Annotated in this window: 16 protein-coding genes; 8 read left to right on the forward strand and 8 right to left on the reverse strand. The window is 70.2% G+C overall.

The features are described from left to right. Positions 1-104: 104 nt before the first annotated feature. Together D9R02_RS02125 and D9R02_RS02130 are read right to left on the reverse strand one after the other, a co-directional pair. Positions 105-1,112, reverse strand: coding sequence for an N-acetylglucosamine kinase (locus tag D9R02_RS02125; RefSeq protein ID WP_259463891.1), 1,008 nt, complete (start codon positions 1,110-1,112; stop codon positions 105-107). Between the two features lie 13 nt (positions 1,113-1,125). Beyond that, positions 1,126-1,449 carry a putative quinol monooxygenase gene (locus D9R02_RS02130; protein WP_102613369.1) on the reverse strand — a complete coding sequence of 108 codons (324 nt, stop codon included), beginning with the start codon at positions 1,447-1,449 and terminating at the stop codon, positions 1,126-1,128. A gap of 121 nt (positions 1,450-1,570) precedes the next feature. On the opposite strand from D9R02_RS02130, the gene D9R02_RS02135 reads away from it, so the two are divergent. Then, positions 1,571-2,947, forward strand: coding sequence for an MFS transporter (locus D9R02_RS02135; RefSeq protein ID WP_121566238.1), 1,377 nt, complete (start codon positions 1,571-1,573; stop codon positions 2,945-2,947). A gap of 73 nt (positions 2,948-3,020) precedes the next feature. Here the strand turns inward: D9R02_RS02135 and D9R02_RS02140 are convergent, their stop codons facing one another. Further along, positions 3,021-3,212: a CsbD family protein gene (locus tag D9R02_RS02140; RefSeq protein WP_019309710.1), complete on the reverse strand. Its 192-nt coding sequence runs from the start codon at positions 3,210-3,212 to the stop codon at positions 3,021-3,023. A 131-nt stretch (positions 3,213-3,343) separates the two neighbouring features. After that, positions 3,344-4,297: a hypothetical protein gene (locus tag D9R02_RS02145; RefSeq protein ID WP_121566239.1), complete on the reverse strand. Its 954-nt coding sequence runs from the start codon at positions 4,295-4,297 to the stop codon at positions 3,344-3,346. 147 nt (positions 4,298-4,444) lie between these two features. Here D9R02_RS02145 and D9R02_RS02150 point away from each other — a divergent pair, with 147 nt between their 5' ends. Continuing rightward, positions 4,445-5,545: a hypothetical protein gene (locus D9R02_RS02150; RefSeq protein ID WP_147435319.1), complete on the forward strand. Its 1,101-nt coding sequence runs from the start codon at positions 4,445-4,447 to the stop codon at positions 5,543-5,545. Between the two features lie 184 nt (positions 5,546-5,729). On the opposite strand, the gene D9R02_RS02155 is transcribed toward D9R02_RS02150, so the two are convergent. Continuing rightward, a complete protein-coding gene (locus tag D9R02_RS02155) occupies positions 5,730-6,668 on the reverse strand; it encodes a pirin family protein (RefSeq protein WP_121566241.1) in 939 nt (312 codons plus the stop codon). Continuing rightward, positions 6,665-7,660 (reverse strand): NAD(P)-dependent oxidoreductase, encoded by a 996-nt coding sequence (locus D9R02_RS02160; protein ID WP_121566242.1) that lies wholly within the window; start codon positions 7,658-7,660, stop codon positions 6,665-6,667. Before D9R02_RS02160 ends, D9R02_RS02155 begins: the two co-directional genes overlap by 4 nt. A 117-nt stretch (positions 7,661-7,777) precedes the next feature. On the opposite strand from D9R02_RS02160, the gene D9R02_RS02165 reads away from it, so the two are divergent. Next, the gene (locus D9R02_RS02165) at positions 7,778-9,178 is read left to right on the forward strand and encodes a YncE family protein (RefSeq protein WP_121566243.1); all 1,401 of its coding nucleotides are present in this window, start codon (positions 7,778-7,780) and stop codon (positions 9,176-9,178) included. Positions 9,179-9,457: 279 nt separating this feature from the next. Then, a complete protein-coding gene (locus D9R02_RS02170) occupies positions 9,458-10,891 on the forward strand; it encodes a gamma-aminobutyraldehyde dehydrogenase (RefSeq protein WP_121566244.1) in 1,434 nt (477 codons plus the stop codon). A gap of 15 nt (positions 10,892-10,906) precedes the next feature. On the opposite strand, the gene D9R02_RS02175 is transcribed toward D9R02_RS02170, so the two are convergent. Further along, on the reverse strand, positions 10,907-11,560 hold the full coding sequence (locus D9R02_RS02175; RefSeq protein WP_259463892.1) for a TetR/AcrR family transcriptional regulator: 654 nt from the start codon (positions 11,558-11,560) through the stop codon (positions 10,907-10,909). A gap of 175 nt (positions 11,561-11,735) precedes the next feature. Between D9R02_RS02175 and D9R02_RS02180 the strand changes: the two genes are divergently transcribed. From D9R02_RS02180 to D9R02_RS02195, 4 genes are all read left to right on the forward strand, one after another. Further along, entirely contained in the window at positions 11,736-13,196 is a 1,461-nt protein-coding gene (locus tag D9R02_RS02180) for a flavin monoamine oxidase family protein (RefSeq protein ID WP_101888181.1), read from the forward strand. Positions 13,197-13,201: 5 nt separating this feature from the next. After that, on the forward strand, positions 13,202-14,104 hold the full coding sequence (locus D9R02_RS02185) for a universal stress protein (protein ID WP_259463893.1): 903 nt from the start codon (positions 13,202-13,204) through the stop codon (positions 14,102-14,104). Continuing rightward, positions 14,101-15,606: an APC family permease gene (locus D9R02_RS02190; protein ID WP_121566247.1), complete on the forward strand. Its 1,506-nt coding sequence runs from the start codon at positions 14,101-14,103 to the stop codon at positions 15,604-15,606. The genes D9R02_RS02185 and D9R02_RS02190 overlap by 4 nt, the downstream gene beginning before the upstream one ends. A gap of 92 nt (positions 15,607-15,698) precedes the next feature. Next, a complete protein-coding gene (locus tag D9R02_RS02195; RefSeq protein WP_047979277.1) occupies positions 15,699-16,076 on the forward strand; it encodes an RNA-binding S4 domain-containing protein in 378 nt (125 codons plus the stop codon). Between the two features lie 153 nt (positions 16,077-16,229). Here D9R02_RS02195 and mptB read toward each other — a convergent pair whose 3' ends face one another. Next, positions 16,230-17,795 carry a polyprenol phosphomannose-dependent alpha 1,6 mannosyltransferase MptB gene (gene mptB / locus D9R02_RS02200; protein WP_121566248.1) on the reverse strand — a complete coding sequence of 522 codons (1,566 nt, stop codon included), beginning with the start codon at positions 17,793-17,795 and terminating at the stop codon, positions 16,230-16,232. Positions 17,796-17,951 lie beyond the last annotated feature (156 nt).

Genomic DNA, 17,951 nt, shown 5'->3' on the forward strand with positions numbered 1-17,951 from the left:
ATCTTTTTGTGGAACGACGACGCCGGGCGGCCCGTTCCCGGGGCCTCGTCATGCGTCGCGGTCGTGGTGGGTCAGGGCGGAGCCACGGGTCTCGGCCTGCGCGGTCAGTCCGGGGCGCAGCGGGCCAGCAGCGGCGCCCCCAGGACCGGTTCGCGGTCCAGGAGGGTCACGGCCAGGCCCTGCTCCCGCAGCCGCTCCGCCACGTGCAGGCCCACCGCGGACCCGGTGAGCCCACCGCCCACGACGACGGGCAGCGGCTCGGCCATGGCGCCCGCCACCGTGAGCACGAGGTCCGAGAGGTGACCCGCGGCGGCCGCGACCAGCTCGGAGGCCGCGGCGTCCCCCGAGGCGGCCAGCTCGCACACGGGTCGCGCGAGCCCTGCCCAGTGGGTCCGGTCCGGGTGGTCGTGGAACGCGCCGATCAGGTCGGTGGGTTCGGCCACCCCGGCGTGCTCCAGCACCACCCGGGTGAGCGCTTCCCCGTCATCCCCGGCAACGGGCTGCGGGGACCGCCGCAGCACGTGGCGCACGGCCTCCCGGCCGATCCAGTAGCCGCTGCCCTCGTCGCCGAGCAGGTACCCCCAGCCACCGGAGCGCACCTCGCGGCCGGAGTCATCCACGCCCCAGGCCACCGAGCCGGTTCCCGCGATGAGCGCGATCCCGGACGTGTGACCACCGGCGGCGAGGATCAGGCGGGTGTCGTGCACGGCCGTCACGCTCGCGGACGGGTCCAGGCAGCCGGCGGAACGGATGAGACCGGCCAACCGAGCGGCGTCGTGCGCGGTGTCCACGCCGCCGGAGCCCGCGACCACCGGTGTGGTGGGCGGGGCTCCCAGCTCGAACAGGACTGACGCCAGGCACGCGCGTGCCTGCTCCGCGGGGACGTTCTGCACGTTCGCGGACCCGGAGCGCGCCTCGCGCACGGGTGTCCGCCGGTGGAACAGGACCCCGCGCGTGTGCGAGCCGCCGATGTCCAGGCCCACGAGGAACTCGCCCGTGCTGCCCGCGCCGTCGGGGCTCGCGTGCTCGGCTCCGCCGGGACCGGTAAATCCGGTTCCACCGACGCCCGCGAGGCCGCTGCCGGGGTCCCCTCCCGGGGGCTCTGCACTCACCGCGGCGGCCGGGTCAGTTCGAGACCTGCACCTCGCCCATCTCCTCCCAGCCGTCGCCCTCGATCTGGCGGGAGATGATGCGCGGGGTCTTGACCAGGTACTGCGGGAACTGCTCGGTCATCTTCCGGAAGTGCTCCGAGTTCACGTGGGCCTCCGCGGCGTCCTCCTCGAAGGCCTCCACGAGCACGAACTCGTTCGGGTTCTCCAGGCTGCGGGACCACTCGAACCACTTGTTGCCGGGCTCCTGGCGGGTGGCCTCCGTGAACTCGGCGACCAGCTCGGGCCAGCGCTCCACGTACTCGTCCTTGGCCTCGAACTTGACCACGATGAAGATCATGAGGGGTCCTCCCTGTTGCCGCGTCTGAACGGGTTTCCGCCTTCCAGCATAGGACCGGGCCGTGTGTCACGCGGCGTCACGAGTCCGGGGCCGCCTGGGCGAAATGGTTTACGGTGCAAGTATGAGCACCACGGCCGCCAGCACCCCCGTCCCCCACGAGGTCTCCCACGAGCAGCGCGCCACGGCACGCCGCGCAGTGGTGGCCTCCTCCATCGGCAACGCCCTCGAGTGGTTCGACATCATCGTCTACTCGTCCCTCGCGGTGGTCATCTCCCAGCTGTTCTTCGAGTCCGAGTCCGTGGGCAGGGTCACGGGCACCCTCCTGACCCTGGGCACGTTCGCGATCTCCTACCTCATCCGCCCGATCGGCGCGCTCGTACTGGGCTCCTACGCGGACCGTCACGGTCGCCGCCCGGCGCTCACGCTCACCATCGGGCTCATGATGCTGGGCACGCTCATCATGCTCGTGGCCCCCACCGCGGCCATGATCGGTCCCGCTGCCGCGCTGCTGATCCTCGTGGCACGGCTCATCCAGGGCTTCTCCGCGGGCGGCGAGTTCGGCACGGCCACCGCGTTCCTCATCGAGAACGCCCCGGACAAGCGCGCCTTCTACGGCTCGTGGCAGGTGGCCACCCAGGGTGTGTCCATGTTCCTGGCCTCCGCGTTCGGCTTCGGCCTGCACACCCTGATCAGCGAGGAGGCCCTGTACTCGTGGGGCTGGCGCATGCCCTACCTGTTCGGCCTGCTCATCGGCCCCGTGGGCCTGTACATCCGCCTGCGCATGGACGAGACCCCGGACTTCGAGGCGCTGCAGCAAGCGCGGGCGCGGGCGGCGTCGTCCTCCGGCGCGGATCACGGGAGCGCGGCCCCGGGGACGACGACGCCGCACGGGCGCCGCGGGCCCCTCGCCCAGACCATCGTGCACTCCGCGGGCCGGTGGCTCACCGCGTCCGGTGTGGTGGGGCTGGCCTCGATGTCCGTGTACACGATCCTGTTCATGCCCACGTTCTCCATCCAGAACCTGGACCTGCCCTCGTGGGCGGCGTACGTGGGAGGGATCGTGGCCGGTCTCGTGACCCTGGTGGGATCACCGTTCGTGGGGCGTCTCGCGGACCGGGTGGGCTGCGGCAAGGTCATGCTGGTGGCCGCTCTGGTGGGGGTGCTGGCCGTCTACCCGCTGTTCCTGTGGCTCGTGGCCGTCCCCACGGTGGCCACCCTGACCGCGGTGCAGGTGGTGCTGGGGCTGATCATGGCGCTGTACTTCGGGCCCATGCCCGCGCTGCTGAGCGAGATGTTCCCCACCGCCATCCGCACCACGGGCATGTCCATCGCCTACAACGTGGGGGTCACCGTGTTCGGCGGCTTCGCCCCGCTGGTGCTCGCGTGGCTGATCTCCGCGACCGGTTCCCTGACCTCCCCGAGCATCTACTACGCCGCGGTGGCGGCGCTGTCCCTGGTGAGCGTGCTGATCGTCCGCCGGCGCTACGGGGTGCGCTGAGCGGGCCGGGCATGCGAAAGGCCCCCGCGATCATCGCGAGGGCCTTCCGGTTGAAAGGTTGCGGGTGCGGAGCTCAGCTCAGCCCGTCCTTGAGGTTCTTGCCGGCGTCCTTGACGTTCTCCACGGACTGCTTGGCGCCACCGGATGCCTTGTCCGCAGCGCCTTCGGCCTGCAGATCGCGGTTGTCCGTGGCGTCGCCCAGCTTCTCCTTGGCGGAACCAGAAGCCTTCTCCGCAGCATTGCTGATCTTGTCACCGAGTCCCATAAGCGTTTCCTTCCGTGGAGCGAACAGGTGCTCACAATGTAGTCCCCCGCCGATTCGATGGGAAGACATGGACGGCGGTTTTCTTCCCCGGGCGAACGCCGGGGTCCGCCCCCGACCTGGTGCTCACGCGGTCACTGGTAGGAGACGAACCACGGCTTCGGGTCCAGCGCGTAGGTCTGCTGGGGCGTGTACATGGGCGTGTCCTCGTCGTAGAAGTTCTTCCACGCCATGCGGATGCCCTTCGGCAGCCCTTCCTGCAGGGCGTTCCACGTGCCCGTCTTGAGGTCCGGGGTGCCGTGCCCGTCCGCGTGCAGCACGAACGCCAGCTCGGGGTGCTGGGTGTTGATCGCCTGGCGGTTCTCGATCATGGACATGGAGAACTGGTGGAGGATCAGCGACTTCTGGGGCAGCTGGTTGTCCCGGGTGAGCGTGGCCAGCCACTGCGAGGTCTTGTTGATCTCCGCGGCGTCCACGGAGCCGATCTGCTGCAGGGGCAGCTGTCCCGGGGCCAGGCGCCACTCCGCGTCCAGCGCGAGGCCCACGTTGGGACGCTTGAGCAGCTCCTCGTACTGCTTGGCCTGCGTGAGGAAGTCCGCCTGGCCCGGCTGCAGGTCCAGGACCACGTAGACGTCGTTCTTCTCCGCGGCCTCCACGTACGGCATGAGCTGCTCCACGGTGGACTCGGTGGAGTAGTTGCCGTCCGGGCCCGGTTCCGAAGACGCCGTGGTGGCGATGATCTCGAACGCGGGGATGACCTTCTCCTCGCTGTAGGGCTCATAGCTCTTGGCGAGCTCCTTGACCCGGGTCACGGACGCCTCGGGTCCCTGCTCACCCAGCGCGCCGAGCCCGGGGGTGCCCGGGTGCCCGTACAGCGCCACGAAACGCCGGTCCGGGAACATGGTGGTGCCCCCGCCGATCAGCTCCGCCGGTTCCTCGGGGGTCGGGGTGGCGCTGGGCTGCTCGGTCTGCGACGCCGCCGGCTCCCCGGAACCGTCTCCGCTCTGTGCTTCACCCCCTGAGCTGCAGCCCACGAGCAGGAACGAGGCGCAGAGGACGGCGAGAACGGTAAAGCGGCGGGAGCGCATGACGCAAGAACCTCTATCGATGTGGGGGGCAGCCGGAAGACTGTGCATCCATCAGCACACTGCGGATGCGGGGTGACTTCACCCTATGTCCTCCCGGAGGTGGGCCGTGGGAGGATGACGCCACCACTGTTAACGCACGAGGTGTCCATGAGCAACCACCCCGGCCCCCCGCCGCACGACCCATCCAGCTCCGCCGACTCGGAGCCCTCTGTCACGCCGTACGACCCCACCGCCCGCGACCCCCGACCGGGCGGCCGCGGCACCGGGGCGACCGGCCTCGATCCGCAGGCTCCCGCGGGCCCTCAGGGTGACGCCACGTCCCCGGGTGCGGCCGACCGGTCGCGCAACGGGGTGTCGCCCGGGGTGGTCATCGCCCTGGTGGCAGTGGGTGTGGTGATCGGCCTGGGGGTGCTCGCGGTGCTGATCTACCTGCTGGTCGCCTCCCTCGGGGGTCTCCGGGACGGGGGTCTCCGGGACGAGGGGCCCAAACCACTCACCACGTCGGAGCAGGCGGCGGAACCCACCCGGGGGACCGCGTCCACGAGCCCCGGCCCGGCGGCGTCGTCACCGGGGCGGGACACCACGGGCGCGGGGCCGACAACGAGCGCGGCCGCCCCCGGCCCCGCGGGCACCCGGGCACTGCCGGCCCCGAGCGGGAAGCCCCTGGTGCAGAAGAGCGGGACGTTCGAGGAGCTCACGCTGGAGCAGCGGACCGAGAACGCCGTGACCCTCCCGGCCGGGGACGAGCCGCTGCTGGTGGTGTGGAGCGCCACCGGCGGCGGGGACGGCGGCTCCGTGTTCGTCACCGGCGCGGAGCGTCCCGGCGGGCTGCCGTCGGAGACCCTGGGCTCGGTGCGCGCGGGGCAGACGGGGACGGCGCTGGTCAACGCCTCGAGCACCAGGCGCCACACCGCCGTGCTCTACCCGGAGGGCAACTCCGGGATGGCGTGGGACGTGAAGGTCTACCCGCTCTCCGCCGTGCCCCGGATGGAGCGCGGCACCACCGTGACCGGGGAGGGTCCCGGGGTCTTCCGGCTGCCACAGGGCCCGGCCCGCACGCACTCCCTGGAGGTGACCGCGGAGCACGACGTCCCTTCGGTGGCCGTCTACAACGCCGACGACCTTGGGCTCTCCACCGCGTTCGAGTACGGGACGTCCCCGGTGACGGTGGACGTGGAGGTCGGCGGTGGTGAGCAGGTGGTGGTGGTCGAGTCGCAGGAGAAGTGGAGCTTCCGGCCCGCCGGCTGAGGGCCGCGCACGGGCCCGCAACTGGTTCCGCGGGGTAGTGCATCAGCGGAGCAAACGCAGGCCGGGGGCCGAGAAGCTGCACTAACGGAGCAAATGCACGACGCTCCGCGGGTCTTGGGGTGCCTCGGGGGCTGGGGCGCCAGGGCGCTGAGCCGCTGCCGGCGCGGCGTGCGACGCCGCCGGGTCAGCCCCGCGCGCGCAGGACGGTGTTCGGCAGCTCCGGTGCGGGCAACGGGTCGGGCTGGCCGGGTGGGAAGGTTCCGAACTGCGGGAAGGGGCGGCCGTCGTCGTAGGCGGTGCCCCGCAGCTCGTCGAGCTCCGCCCCGCCCACCGGTACCCCGGTGCGCTCCGGCGCCAGCGGCGAGTCCGTGCCCGCGAACCCGATGCCGTGCCGGGGGATCTCCACGCCGTCCAGGGAGAGCGGAGCGTCCACGCGCAGCACGCCGTGCTCGTGCCCGGGTGGCACGTCGATCTCCACGGTGGTGCGCGGTTCGATCCGCAGCTCGGCGCCAGTGAGCGGAATGCGCGTGGCCACGGGGGACTCCACCCCCAGCAGGGAGCCGATGAACACGCAGGCCCGGTACCCCGGTCCCGCCACGGGCTCGGAGCGGTGGGTGTCCAGGCTCGGCTCCCCGAAGCGGGACTCGTCCGGGAACGCGTACCAGAGCTGCACGCCGTGGAGCACGCTGGTGTCCCGGGTGGAGAACTCGGAGTGGGTGATCCCGCGCCCCGCGTTCATGAGGTCCACCTCTCCGGGGCGGACGGTGGCCCAGTTCCCGGCGGAGTCCACGTGGTCGATGCGCCCCTCGAACAGCCAGGACACGGTGGCCAGTCCAGTGTGGGGGTGGCGTGGGACCCTCATCCCTCCGGTGGCCGCCACGTGGTCCGGGCCGTAGGAGTCCAGGAAGCACCAGGCGCCGATCAGCGACCGGCCCTTCTGCGGCAGGGTGCGCCGCACGGTCATCCCGCGCGGGCCGCCCAGGGGCACGTCCCGGGGTTCGAGGATCTCCACGGGCCCGTTCTCCCCGTCCGCCACGACGACGCCGCTGCGCAGCCCGCCGCGCGCCGGCGCAGGTCCCGGGCGGCACACGGTGGGCCGCGGGTCCTTCTCGGGGTTGCTCACCGCTCGCCCTCGGTCCGGTCCCGCTCCGCGCCCGGCGTCCAGGAGGTGGGCTGGTCGGAGCGGTCCTCCGGGACCGTCCGGGCGGTCCTGGACAACTTCGGGGGCGGGGCGGCGGCATCCTCTCCGGTTCCACGCTCGGCCACCCACCTCTGGAACACCGCCGAGTCCTGCTCGCCCAGGCCGGCGTCCACGAGGCGCCGCGCGGCGTCGCGCAGGGGCCCGCCCAGGACGGACGCGGTGCCGGTGGCGCGGGCGGCGTCGAGGTAGGCGGAGACGTCCTTGTGCACGAACGACGCCCGCGCGGAGACCGAGTAGTCGTGGGCCACGAGCTTGGGGGTCTTGTCCGCCATGACCACGGAACCGGCGTAGCCGCCCTGCATTAGCTCCAGCAGCTCGGCCAGGTCCAGCCCCGCGCGCTCGGCCACCACGGACGCCTCCGCGAGGGCCACGATCTCCGCGGCGCAGATCAGCTGGTTGCATGCCTTGGCCACCTGCCCCGCGCCGAGCGGTCCCAGGTGCACGGGCCGCCCGCACGCCGCGAGCACCTCGAGGGCCAGGGCCGCCGCGCGGTCCTCTCCGCCCACCATGATGGACAGCTCGCCCCGCACCGCGCCCGCTTCGCCCCCGGAGACGGGGGCGTCCACGAGCGCGAGGTCCGGGTACTCGCGGTGCCAGCGGGCGACGTCGTCCGGGGACACGGTGGAGCCGATCGCGATGACGACGCCGCCGCGCTCGCCGTCCCTCTGCGCCGCCCCCTCCGCGAGGTGCGGCAGCAGCGTGTCGATCTCGGGAGCGCCCGGGACCATGAGGAGCACGAGGTCCGCCTGGCCCGCCATGTGGCGGGGGTCGTCCACGGGGCGAGCGCCCTCCGCCTTGTGCAGGGAGTGCCGCAGGACCACGACGTCGTGGCCGGCGGCCACCAGGTGCCCGGTCATGGGGGTGCCCATGGCGCCCAGGCCGGTGACGCCCACGGTGCGGGGGATGGTGGTCACGGTGACTCCTGGGCTCGGGGTGCAGGGGTGTTCCATTGTGGCCCGTGGTGCGGTGGACGGGTAGACGTGTTGCCGCACTAGATGAAAATAGTTCTCATGTAGTGCTACGGTTCCGCCATGCACACACCACGAGACCCCGACCCCACTGCCCGTCGATCCGCCGCCGCCTCCTACGCGGGGCGCCACGCTCCCCTGCCCCTGGCGGTGACCTGCCTGGGGGTGACCGCGCTGCTGCTGAGCGGGTGCGCGCAGGGTGGCGGGGCGGCGTCGTCGTCCACGGGGAGCCCCAGCGAGAAAGTGACGTCGGCCGCGAAGGAGGTCTCGCACCTGGCGCCGCGCGCGGTGCTCGCCTACGACGGCGGGCTGCTCACCGTGGACACCGAGTCCGGGGAGGTGGTGGAGGACGTCACGGAGGACGGGTTCCTGCGGCTCAACGACGCGGGCGACGGGCGGCACGTGATGGTGTCGGACGGGGATGAGTTCAAGGTCTTCGACACCGGCCTGGAGGCGCAGGCCCACGGCGACCACCACCACTACTACGAGTCGGCGCCCGCGATGACCGGCCGCACGTTCGCCGCTCCCCACGCGGGGCACGTGGTGGTCCACGACGGGAAGACCACCCTGTTCGGGGACGGCGACGGGTCCATCCAGACCTTCGAATCCGGCGCGCTCCAGGAGAAGGGTGAGCCCTCGGTGAAGAAGCGGACGACGAAGGCGCCGCACCACGGCGTGGCGCTGGAACTCTCCGACGGCACCCTGTTCACCACGCAGGGCACCGAGGACGAACGGCGCACCGCCCAGGTGCTCGCACCGGACGGCTCCGTCAAGGCCGAGACCACCAACTGCCCCGGCGTGCACGGGGAGGCCGCGGCGGCGCCCGGCCAGCGCACCGACACCGTCATGGTCGGCTGCGAGAACGGGCCCGTGGTGTACCGGGACGGGTCGTTCCACAAGGTGCCCGTGAAGGACGCCTACGCGCGCTCCGGGAACCTGGCGGGCTCGGAGACGTCCCCGATCGTGCTCGGCGACTACAAGGTGGACAAGGACGCGGAGCACGAGCACCCCACCCGCGTGGCGCTGTTCGACACCCGCAACGACTCGCACCAGCTCGTGGAGCTGGGCTCCTCCTACTGGTTCCGTTCCCTGGCCCGCGGACCCCACGGCGAGGGACTCGTGCTCACGTACGACGGCAAGCTCGCGGTGATCGACCAGAACACCGGGAAGATCACGAAACGGATCCCCGTGATCTCGCCGTGGCAGGAGAAGGACGACTGGCAGCAGCCCGGGCCCGCGGTCAAGGTGGCCGGGGACAAGGCGTACGTCACGGACGCCGAGCACCGGAAGCTGCACGTGGTGGACCTCTCCACGGGCACGGTGGCCAAGACCATCGACCTGCCGCAGACCCCGGTGGAGCTGGCGGTGACCACGGGGAAGCCGGAGGGCGCGGGGGCTGTATCTGGCAAGGGCCACAGCCACGGCTCCGAGGGGCACCACGGGGATGCGTCGCACGGTCACTGAGCCGTACGGCCACTGGGCCGCGGGGGTGCGGCGGCTGGCCGGGGTGGTCTCGGGGCGGCTCGGTCCCGCTGGGCATCATGGCTGAGGCCGGTGCAGAACACGGCGACGCCGCCGGGAAGGGAATCCCGGCGGCGTCGCGGCTGTGTGGGTGGGTTCATAAATGAACGTCGATCATTTATAGTGATGCACACGACATGAGCGCTCGACCCCGCGTTCCAGGAAGCACGGGTACGAGCGCAGCGTTCACCGGACGCCCGCCGTCCCACGGAGGAGACCACCATGGCCGACAAGCTGCAGAACTTCATCGACGGGCACTTCGTGCCTGCCCACGGGGAGAAGACGCTGGACATCGTCGATCCCGCCACCGGGCGGACGGTGGCCGTGTCGCCAGTGTCCGACCAGCAGGACGTCGATGCCGCCTTCGAGGCGGCGTCGGTGGCGTCCAGAACCTGGAAGAAGACCACCCCCGCTGAGCGTCAGGAAGCGCTTCTCCAGCTCGCGGACGCCCTGCAGGAGCACCGTGACGAGCTGGTGGAGGCCCAGCACCGCAACACCGGCCAGCCGCGCACCCAGATCGCGGAGGAGGAAGTGGACGCGGGCACCGACAACCTGCGTTTCTTCGCCGGGGCCGCGCGCACCCTCGAGGGCCGCGCAGCCATGGAGTACATGTCCGAGAACACCTCCTACGTGCGGCGTGAACCCGTGGGTGTGGTGGCTCAGGTCGCACCGTGGAACTACCCCCTGCTGATGGGCATCTGGAAGATCGGCCCCGCGCTCGCGGCCGGCAACACGATCGTGCTCAAGCCCAGCGACACCACGCCCGAGTCCACCCTCGTGCTCGCGCGTCTGGCGGGAGAGATCCTCCCCGCGGGCGTGCTCAACGTGGTGCTGGGAGATGCGGGGACGGGGGAGCTGCTCACCACGCACCCCACCCCGGCCATGGTGTCGATCACCGGCTCGGTGCGCGCGGGTCGGGCCGTCGCCCGGAGCGCCTCCGAAGGGCTCAAGCGCACGCACCTCGAGCTCGGCGGCAAGGCACCCGCCGTCGTGTTCGCCGATGCAGACCTGGAGCGCACCGCTGAGCAGCTCGTGCAGTACGGAACGTTCAACGCAGGTCAGGACTGCACCGCTGTCACCCGAATCCTGGTGGAGGCCAGTGCGCACGACGAACTCGTCAAGCTCCTGGCGGAGCAGGCGGAGAACACGGTCACGGGCGATCCGGACGAGTCCAAGAACGCCTTCGGGCCGCTCAACAACGTCCGCCACTTCAACGATGTGAAGGCCAAGCTCGGGAACATCCCGGCTCACGCGTCCGTGGTCACCGGTGGCGGACCCGTGGCCGACTCTGACGGCTTCTTCATTCAGCCCACCATCATCACGGACGTCCGGCAGGACGACCAGCTGGTGCAGGAGGAGACCTTCGGCCCCGTCCTCACCGTGCAGAAGTTCACCACGGAGCAGGAGGCCGTGGAGATGGCCAACGACGTGCCCTACGCCCTGGCCTCCAGCGTGTGGACCTCGGACCACGGGACTGCCATGCGGGTGAGTCGCGATCTCGACTTCGGGTGCGTGTGGGTCAACACGCACATGCTGCTCGTCTCCGAGATGCCCCACGGCGGTTTCAAGAACTCGGGCTACGGCAAGGACCTCTCCTTGTACTCGGTGGAGGAGTACACGCGCGTGAAGCACGTGATGCACTCCCTCGAGGTCTGAGGTGGGGGCGCTGCGTCAGTCGTCCTCCGAAGGATGCAGCGCCTCCAGCTCCTGCCGGAACCCCGCGATCAGGCTCCGTAGGGCGACATCGAACGCCGCATCAGCGCCGGAACCTGCGGCCCGCCTCCCGTCAGACGAGATCACCGTGAGGTCTCTCTGGGAGACGGCGGCGGAGAAGACCGGGGCGATCTCCGACAGCCGCCCGGGATCGAAGATGTTCTCCGGTGCCGTGGCGTCGTAGGCAGAGCCGAACACGAGGGACTCCACCGCCACCACCGTGTTGACCACCCAGGACTCGGGCCAGCCGGCACGCACGAGACCCGCGGACACTTTCTCGTACATCGCCAGGGTGTGAGGGGAGTCGGCCACGGGGAGCACGGACATCACAGGGATCAGTGGGATGTTCCGTGTGTAGACGTGCCGGTAGGAACGGGCCCACTGCCCCAGAGCCACATCCCACGGCTCCGTCTCGAAGGCGGAGCAGTCGATCTCCATGTTCACCCGGTCCTGAACCAGGATCATGATGTCCCGTTTGGAGCCCACATGGTTGTAGAGCGCAGAGGCCGAGACCCCCAGCTGCGTGGCGAGCGCGGACATGGTCAGGGCGCGGTATCCGCGGGACTGGATCAGCGTCATGGCGGCGGCGGCGATCTTGCGCTGCGTCAGCACCGGGTTCCTGGGTCGCCCTCGCGGTCTCGGGGCGCGGTCCTGCTCCACAGCTTCTCCTGACCGGCCGCTCATGCGGCCCTGACGTGCCCGACGACGCATCGCGCACCGCGCGACCGGGCACCGGCACGCGTCTTGTAAATGAATACCCTTCATATTCTCTCGAAAGGACACCGAAATGTCTGAACAACGCACCGTGGGCTCCACCGAAGCCATCGAACGCGACGTCGTGGTCGTGGGCGCCGGCCCAGCAGGCCTCATGGCCGCACGCCGACTGTCCCAGGCCGGCAAGTCCGTGGCGGTCCTGGAGGCCCGCGACCGCGTGGGCGGCCGCACCTGGTCCAACACCATTGACGGGGCGTTCCTGGAGATCGGCGGCCAGTGGATCTCCCCCGACCAGACCGAGCTGCTCTCCCTGGTGGACGAGCTCGGGCTCACCACGTTCGAGCGCTACCGCGAGGGCCAGTCCGTCTACATCGCGCCGGACGGGTCCCGGCACCTGTATGACGGCCACATGTTCCCCACCTCCGAGGGCACGGAGAAGGAGATGGACCGGCTCATCCAGCTGATGGACGACCTTGCCGCCGAGATCGGCCCCACCGAGCCGTGGGCTCACCCCAGGGCTCGTGAGCTGGACACCGTGTCCTTCAAGGACTGGCTGCGGCAGAACTCGGACGATGAGGAGGCGTGCAACAACATCGGCATCTTCATCGCCGGCGGCATGCTCACCAAGCCGTCCCACGCGTTCTCCGCACTGCAGGCCGTGCTCATGGCCGCCTCCGCAGGGTCCTTCTCCAACCTGGTGGACGAGGACTTCATCCTGGACCGCCGCGTGGTGGGCGGGATGCAGTCGGTCTCCGTGACGATGGCCGAGCAGCTGGGCGTGGACTCCGGGACGGAGGCCCTGACGGGAGACACCGGCGCCTCGGTGTTCCTCAACTCCCCGGTGCGCACCATCCAGTGGGCCGGCGAGGGCGAGACCTACGAGGAGCACGATCCCGACTTCACGGTGCGTGTGCTCTCCGACCGCGTGACCATCAAGGCCAAGGACGTGGTGGTGGCCGTGCCGCCGAACCTGTACTCGCGGATCTCCTTCGAGCCGCCCCTGCCGCGGGCCCAGCACCAGATGCACCAGCACCAGTCGCTCGGCATCGTGATCAAGATCCACGCCGTGTACGAGACGCCGTTCTGGCGGGAGAAGGGTCTCTCAGGAACGGGCTTCTGCGCGCACGAGCTCTCCCAGGAGGTCTACGACAACACCAACCACGAGGACGAGCGCGGCACACTGGTGGGCTTCGTCTCGGACGAGAAGGCCGACGAGGTCTTCCGGCTCCCCGCGGAGGAGCGCAAGCGCCTCGTGCTGGAGTCCCTCTCCCACTACCTGGGCGAGGAGGCCAAGAACCCGGTGGTCTACTACGAGTCCGACTTCGGCTCCGAGGAGTGGACCCGCGGTGCGTACGCCGCGTCCTACGACCTCGGTGGTCTGCACCGCTACGGGGCCATCCAGTCCGAGCCCGTGGGCCCCATCCGCTGGGCCTGCTCCGACCTCGCGGCGGAGGGCTACCAGCACGTGGACGGTGCGCTGCGACAGGGTGCGCTGGCGGCGGCTCAGATCGTGGACGTCCGGGGCGGGCAGTGACCCGGATGAGCCGTTCGGCCGACGCTGAGCAGGCCGGAAAGCGCGCGTCGCACTACGTGGTCGGGTACAACGGTGACAGGCGCAGCAAGGATGCCCTCCGTCTGGCGGCAGCGCTGGCCAAGGCCTTCCGGGCGGAGCTGGACATCGTGTGCATCCTCCGGCAGGACGACCCCCACTCGCAGGTGTACCCGCCGGTCGGAGACGTGTCGCCCATGATCCGGAGGCAGGCGGGTGCCTGGCTGCAGGAGGCCATGGCGCTGGTTCCGCAGGGGGTCGTTGCTCGGTCGCACCTGCGCACGTCCCACTCGGTGGCCGCGGGTCTGCTGGATGCAGTGACGGAGTTCTCGGCCTCACTGGTGGTGGTGGGTGCCGCGAGCGGAACCTACACCGCCAAATTCTCCGTGGGACCGGTGACGGACACTCTCCTCCACCGCGCCGGTGTCCCGGTGGCGCTTGCACCGCGCGGGTACAAGGGAGCGGAGGGCATCTCGAGGCTCTATGCGGGCATCGGCACCCGTCCCGGTGCGCAGCGGATCATGTCGGAGGCGCAGGAAGCGGTGTCCCGCAGCGGACTCGAGCTGAGCCTGCTCAGCTTCCTGCCGCTGGACCAGGTGGCTGGAGCGCCGGGGGAGGCGATCGCCCGCGTGGAGGAGAGCCTCGAGGAGGCGGCCCGGCACATCAGCACGGACTGCCCCGTGTCCGTGAAAGTGGCCCACGGCAAGAACCTCAAGAGGGCCGTCAGCGCGATGGACTGGGAACCGGACTCGGTGCTGATGGTGGGGTCCTCCCGCCTCGCCGGTGACCGGCAGACCTTCCTGGGGGCGACGACCGCCAGGATCCTGCGTCACCTGCCCATTCCCATGATCGTGCTGCCCCTCCGCGCGTGCGAGGAAGGGACCAACTCATGAGTGCTGCTGAGGACAAGGACACCCGCAAGGGTTTGAGTTCCGGGTCCGTGGGTCTGCTCGGCGCTGTGGTCATCGGCATGTCCTGCATCGCCCCCGCCTACACGCTCTCCGGTGCTCTGGGACCCACGGCTGCGGCCGTGGGAACACATCTCCCGGCCATCTTCCTTGTCGGGTTCATCCCGATGCTCCTGGTGGCGGTGGGGTACCGGCAGCTGAACAGGGCCATGCCGGACTCCGGAACCACGTTCACCTGGACCTCCAAGGCCTTCGGCCCGTGGGTTGGGTGGATGGGCGGGTGGGGCCTGCTCGCAGCCACCATCCTGGTGCTCTCCAACCTGGCCGGGATCGCGGTGAACTTTTTCTACCTCATGATCGCCCAGCTCACAGAGCGGGAGGAGATCGCCAATCTCGCGTCCAACGTGCCCGTCAACATCCTCACCTGCCTGGTGTTCATGGCTGGCGCGTGCTGGATCTCCTACCGGGGAATGGAGACCACCAAGAAGGTGCAGTACGTGCTGGTGGCGTTCCAGCTCGTCATCCTGGTGTGGTTCTCCGTGGCCGCGCTGGTGCATGTGGCTCGTGGGACGGCTGCCGGCGGGATCGCCGTACAGGCGGAATGGTTCAACCCCCTCGGGGTGGAGTCACTGTCCGCCTTCGCAGCCGGGGTGTCACTGTCCGTCTTCATCTACTGGGGGTGGGACGTGGTCCTCACCATCAACGAGGAGACCAAGGGGGCGTCCACCACTCCGGGCCGCGCGGCACTGGCCACCATCTTCTCCATCGTGGTGCTGTACATGCTCGTGGGTCTCGCGGTGCTGAGCTTTGCCGGCCTGTCGGACACCGGGGTGGGACTGAACAACCCGGAGATCCAGGAGAACGTCTTCGCCGCCCTCGCGGGTCCTGTCATGGGTCCTGCGGCAATCCTGTTGTCGTTGGCCGTGCTGTCCTCGTCCGCGGCCTCGCTGCAGTCCACATTCGTCTCCCCGGCGCGAACTCTGCTGGCCATGGGGTACTACGGGGCGCTGCCTCGGTGCTTCGCCCGCATCACACCCCGCTTCCAGTCACCAGGGTTCGCCACGGTGGCGGCGGCGGTGGTCTCCTCGCTGTTCTACACGTTCATGAGGGTGGTCAGCGAGGACGTCCTGTGGGACACCATCACGGCTCTGGGCATGATGGTCTGCTTCTACTACGGCGTCACCGCGCTCGCGTGCGTGTGGTACTTCCGCAGGTCGTGGTTCCGCTCCGTCAAGAGCTGCCTGGTCAACCTGGTGTGTCCTCTGCTGGGTGGCGTCCTGCTGCTGCTGTTCTTCGTGCAGACCTCGATCGACTCGATGGATCCGGAGTACGGGTCCGGTTCCCAGATCGGCGGGGGGGGGCTCGTCTTCATCCTCGGTGCCGGAATCCTCCTGCTGGGCGTCATCGTGATGCTCACGCAGTTCCTGCGCAATCGGGAATTCTTCCAGGAGCGCTTCGAGACCACCGAGCTCCCGGTCGTGGACTGACGACGACGCCGCGGTGCCCGCGCGGCGCGACCCGCCCGGGCACTCCGTACCCGCCGGGGTCCGAGAGGCATGCTGCGGAGTACCGTGGATCCATGCCCACCAATGATCCCGCGAGTGTGCGCCTGGACGTGTGGCTGTGGTCCGTCCGGCTGTTCAAGACCCGTTCCTCCGCCACCCAGGGATGCCGTGCCGGGCACGTCCGTCTCAACGGCGCCCCCGTGAAGGCGGCCCAGCCGGTGCGCGTGGGAGACAGGGTGAGTGTGAAGCGCCCGGGGTGGCAGCAGGAGTTCGAGGTCACCCGGTTGATCGTCAAGCGCGTGGGCGCCCCGGTGGCCGTGAAGTGCTACGTGGACCACTCACCGCCGCGCCCCGCGGAGCTCAGCGTGCCGGTGGCTCGCCGGGACCGGGGAGCGGGACGCCCCACCAAGAAGGACCGCCGAGAGCTGGAGCGGCTGCGGGGGTTGAACTAGTCACGGCTCGGCGCGGAGAGTGCCGAATTTCGGCGCGGTCCCGTTCCAGAGCGTGTAGGCCACGGGCTGACCGGCCACCGGGAACAGCCGCAACTCGGCACCCGGCGGCGGCCCGTGCGGAACCCGGCCGCGCGGCGTCGTCGTCCTCCGGTCTCAGCTCGGCCAGCGCAGCTCCGTGGACGGCTGTGCGGGACCGGGCCCGAACCAGCCCCGCCACCCGCCGTGCGTGAGGAGGGTGCGGGTGCGCCGGTCGAGCAGCGCGAGGTAGAGGGTGAAGGCCACGGCGATCACGAACGCCACCTGGGACACGCTCACCCGGAGGTCGATGAACGGCCACACGGAGAGCTGGTCCTGCGCGCCGAAGACCACGAAGAACGTGATCACGATGTAGATGCTGCGGATCTGCCAGTTGTCCTTGATGCCGGTGGCGGCCAGGAGGGGCAGGAACCACAGGATGTACCAGGGCTGGATGATGGGGGAGAGCAGCACCACGGCCGCGAAGGAGATGCCCATGCGGCGCACGATCTTGCGGTCCCCGCCCACGAACATGAGCACAAGCACGATAATGATCGCGCTGCCCTGGAGCAGGCGGCGGAACTGCTGGGCCAGCTGGTCGCCGTGCAGGCCCAGGGCGTTGCCCAGCCGCTCCACCTGCTGTCCCAGGAACCCGGAGGGCGAGTAGCCCGTGTAGCCGGGGGTGGGGTCCAGCAGCGCCCAGGTCCAGCCGAGCCCCAGGCCGTCCACCAGCCCGCTGACCGCCAGCACGCCGAAGCTGAGGGACGCCGTGGCCGCCCAGATCAGGAAGCGGCGCGGCCAGGAGGCCCCCTTGCCCGCCCACAGCAGCCCGACGAACGGCAGCAACAGGATGGTGATGGGTTTGATGCCGATGGACCCCGTCACCAGGAGTATTCCGATGATGGGATGTTTTGTGGCCGCGAAGTACACACCGGCCACGGCGAGGCCCACCATGAGGGCGTCGTTGTGGGCACTGGCCACGAAGCTGATGAGGAACAGCGGGTTGGCCACGGAGATCCACAGGGCGCGGGCGCCGTTGACACTGTGCAGCCGGGCGAGCTTGGGCACGTAGACCACGCACAGCGCCACGCCCACGCAGGCCACTAGCCGGAAGAGCATGACGGAGAGGTCCGGCTGCGCGCCGGTGATCTTGACCACCGCGGCGGCGATCCACAGGAAGTACGGCCCGTAGGGGGTGCGGGCCTCGGCCCACTCCGGGTCCGCGCCCAGCATGAACCAGTTGTCCAGGGAGGAGATGCCCTCCGTGTACGGGTCCTGGCCGGCCAGCATGAGCCGTCCCTGACCGATGTACGCGTAGACGTCCCGGGAGTAGATGGGCACGGCGAACAGCAGAGGAAGCGACCACGCCACGATGGCCGTGGTGACGGTGCGCTGGGAGCCCGGGGGCCAGCCCCGCAGCCGCTGCCCGAGCCGCAGCCACGAGCGGATGAGCAGCATGGCGCCCAGGGTCAGCAGGGCGGTGCACGCGTAGACCCCCCACACGTTCACGCGCAGCTCGATGATCAGGGGGTGGCGGACCATGGGGGAGCCGTTGGCGATCCACCCGGTCCCCAGGGAACCCAGGAACATCATGACCGAGCCGATCACGCCCTGGATCACGGCCACGCGGGCGTGCAGCTCGATGGTGGCGGTTGATCCGGTGTGCGGTCCCGCGGGCGGAGTGGAAGAAGCTGACGCGGTCATGGACTCCAACCCCCTCGGCCAACCAGCGGTGGGCGAGCCGAGGTGTTCAGCGGCTCCGCCCCTCGACTTTACAGGACGGCGTCCCCGCCACCCGGCAATCTTCCGGGGGATTCGGCGGGGCAGGGCAACCGCTGCCCGGCGCGGCCCCATAGACTC

Origin of the sequence: Kocuria rhizophila (genome assembly GCF_003667225.1) — a bacterium.
GTDB classification, from domain to species: domain Bacteria; phylum Actinomycetota; class Actinomycetes; order Actinomycetales; family Micrococcaceae; genus Kocuria; species Kocuria rhizophila.

What these genes read in the sequence shown, in the direction of transcription:
- D9R02_RS02145 (WP_121566239.1), bottom strand. Translation starts at nt 4,297, where the DNA reads ATGCGCTCCCGCCGCTTTACCGTTCTCGCCGTCCTCTGCGCCTCGTTC.
- D9R02_RS02150 (WP_147435319.1), top strand. Translation starts at nt 4,445, where the DNA reads ATGAGCAACCACCCCGGCCCCCCGCCGCACGACCCATCCAGCTCCGCC.
- D9R02_RS02190 (WP_121566247.1), top strand. Translation starts at nt 14,101, where the DNA reads ATGAGTGCTGCTGAGGACAAGGACACCCGCAAGGGTTTGAGTTCCGGG.
- D9R02_RS02130 (WP_102613369.1), bottom strand. Translation starts at nt 1,449, where the DNA reads ATGATCTTCATCGTGGTCAAGTTCGAGGCCAAGGACGAGTACGTGGAG.
- mptB (WP_121566248.1), bottom strand. Translation starts at nt 17,795, where the DNA reads ATGACCGCGTCAGCTTCTTCCACTCCGCCCGCGGGACCGCACACCGGA.
- D9R02_RS02180 (WP_101888181.1), top strand. Translation starts at nt 11,736, where the DNA reads ATGTCTGAACAACGCACCGTGGGCTCCACCGAAGCCATCGAACGCGAC.
- D9R02_RS02135 (WP_121566238.1), top strand. Translation starts at nt 1,571, where the DNA reads ATGAGCACCACGGCCGCCAGCACCCCCGTCCCCCACGAGGTCTCCCAC.
- D9R02_RS02170 (WP_121566244.1), top strand. Translation starts at nt 9,458, where the DNA reads ATGGCCGACAAGCTGCAGAACTTCATCGACGGGCACTTCGTGCCTGCC.
- D9R02_RS02140 (WP_019309710.1), bottom strand. Translation starts at nt 3,212, where the DNA reads ATGGGACTCGGTGACAAGATCAGCAATGCTGCGGAGAAGGCTTCTGGT.
- D9R02_RS02195 (WP_047979277.1), top strand. Translation starts at nt 15,699, where the DNA reads ATGCCCACCAATGATCCCGCGAGTGTGCGCCTGGACGTGTGGCTGTGG.
- D9R02_RS02165 (WP_121566243.1), top strand. Translation starts at nt 7,778, where the DNA reads ATGCACACACCACGAGACCCCGACCCCACTGCCCGTCGATCCGCCGCC.
- D9R02_RS02185 (WP_259463893.1), top strand. Translation starts at nt 13,202, where the DNA reads ATGAGCCGTTCGGCCGACGCTGAGCAGGCCGGAAAGCGCGCGTCGCAC.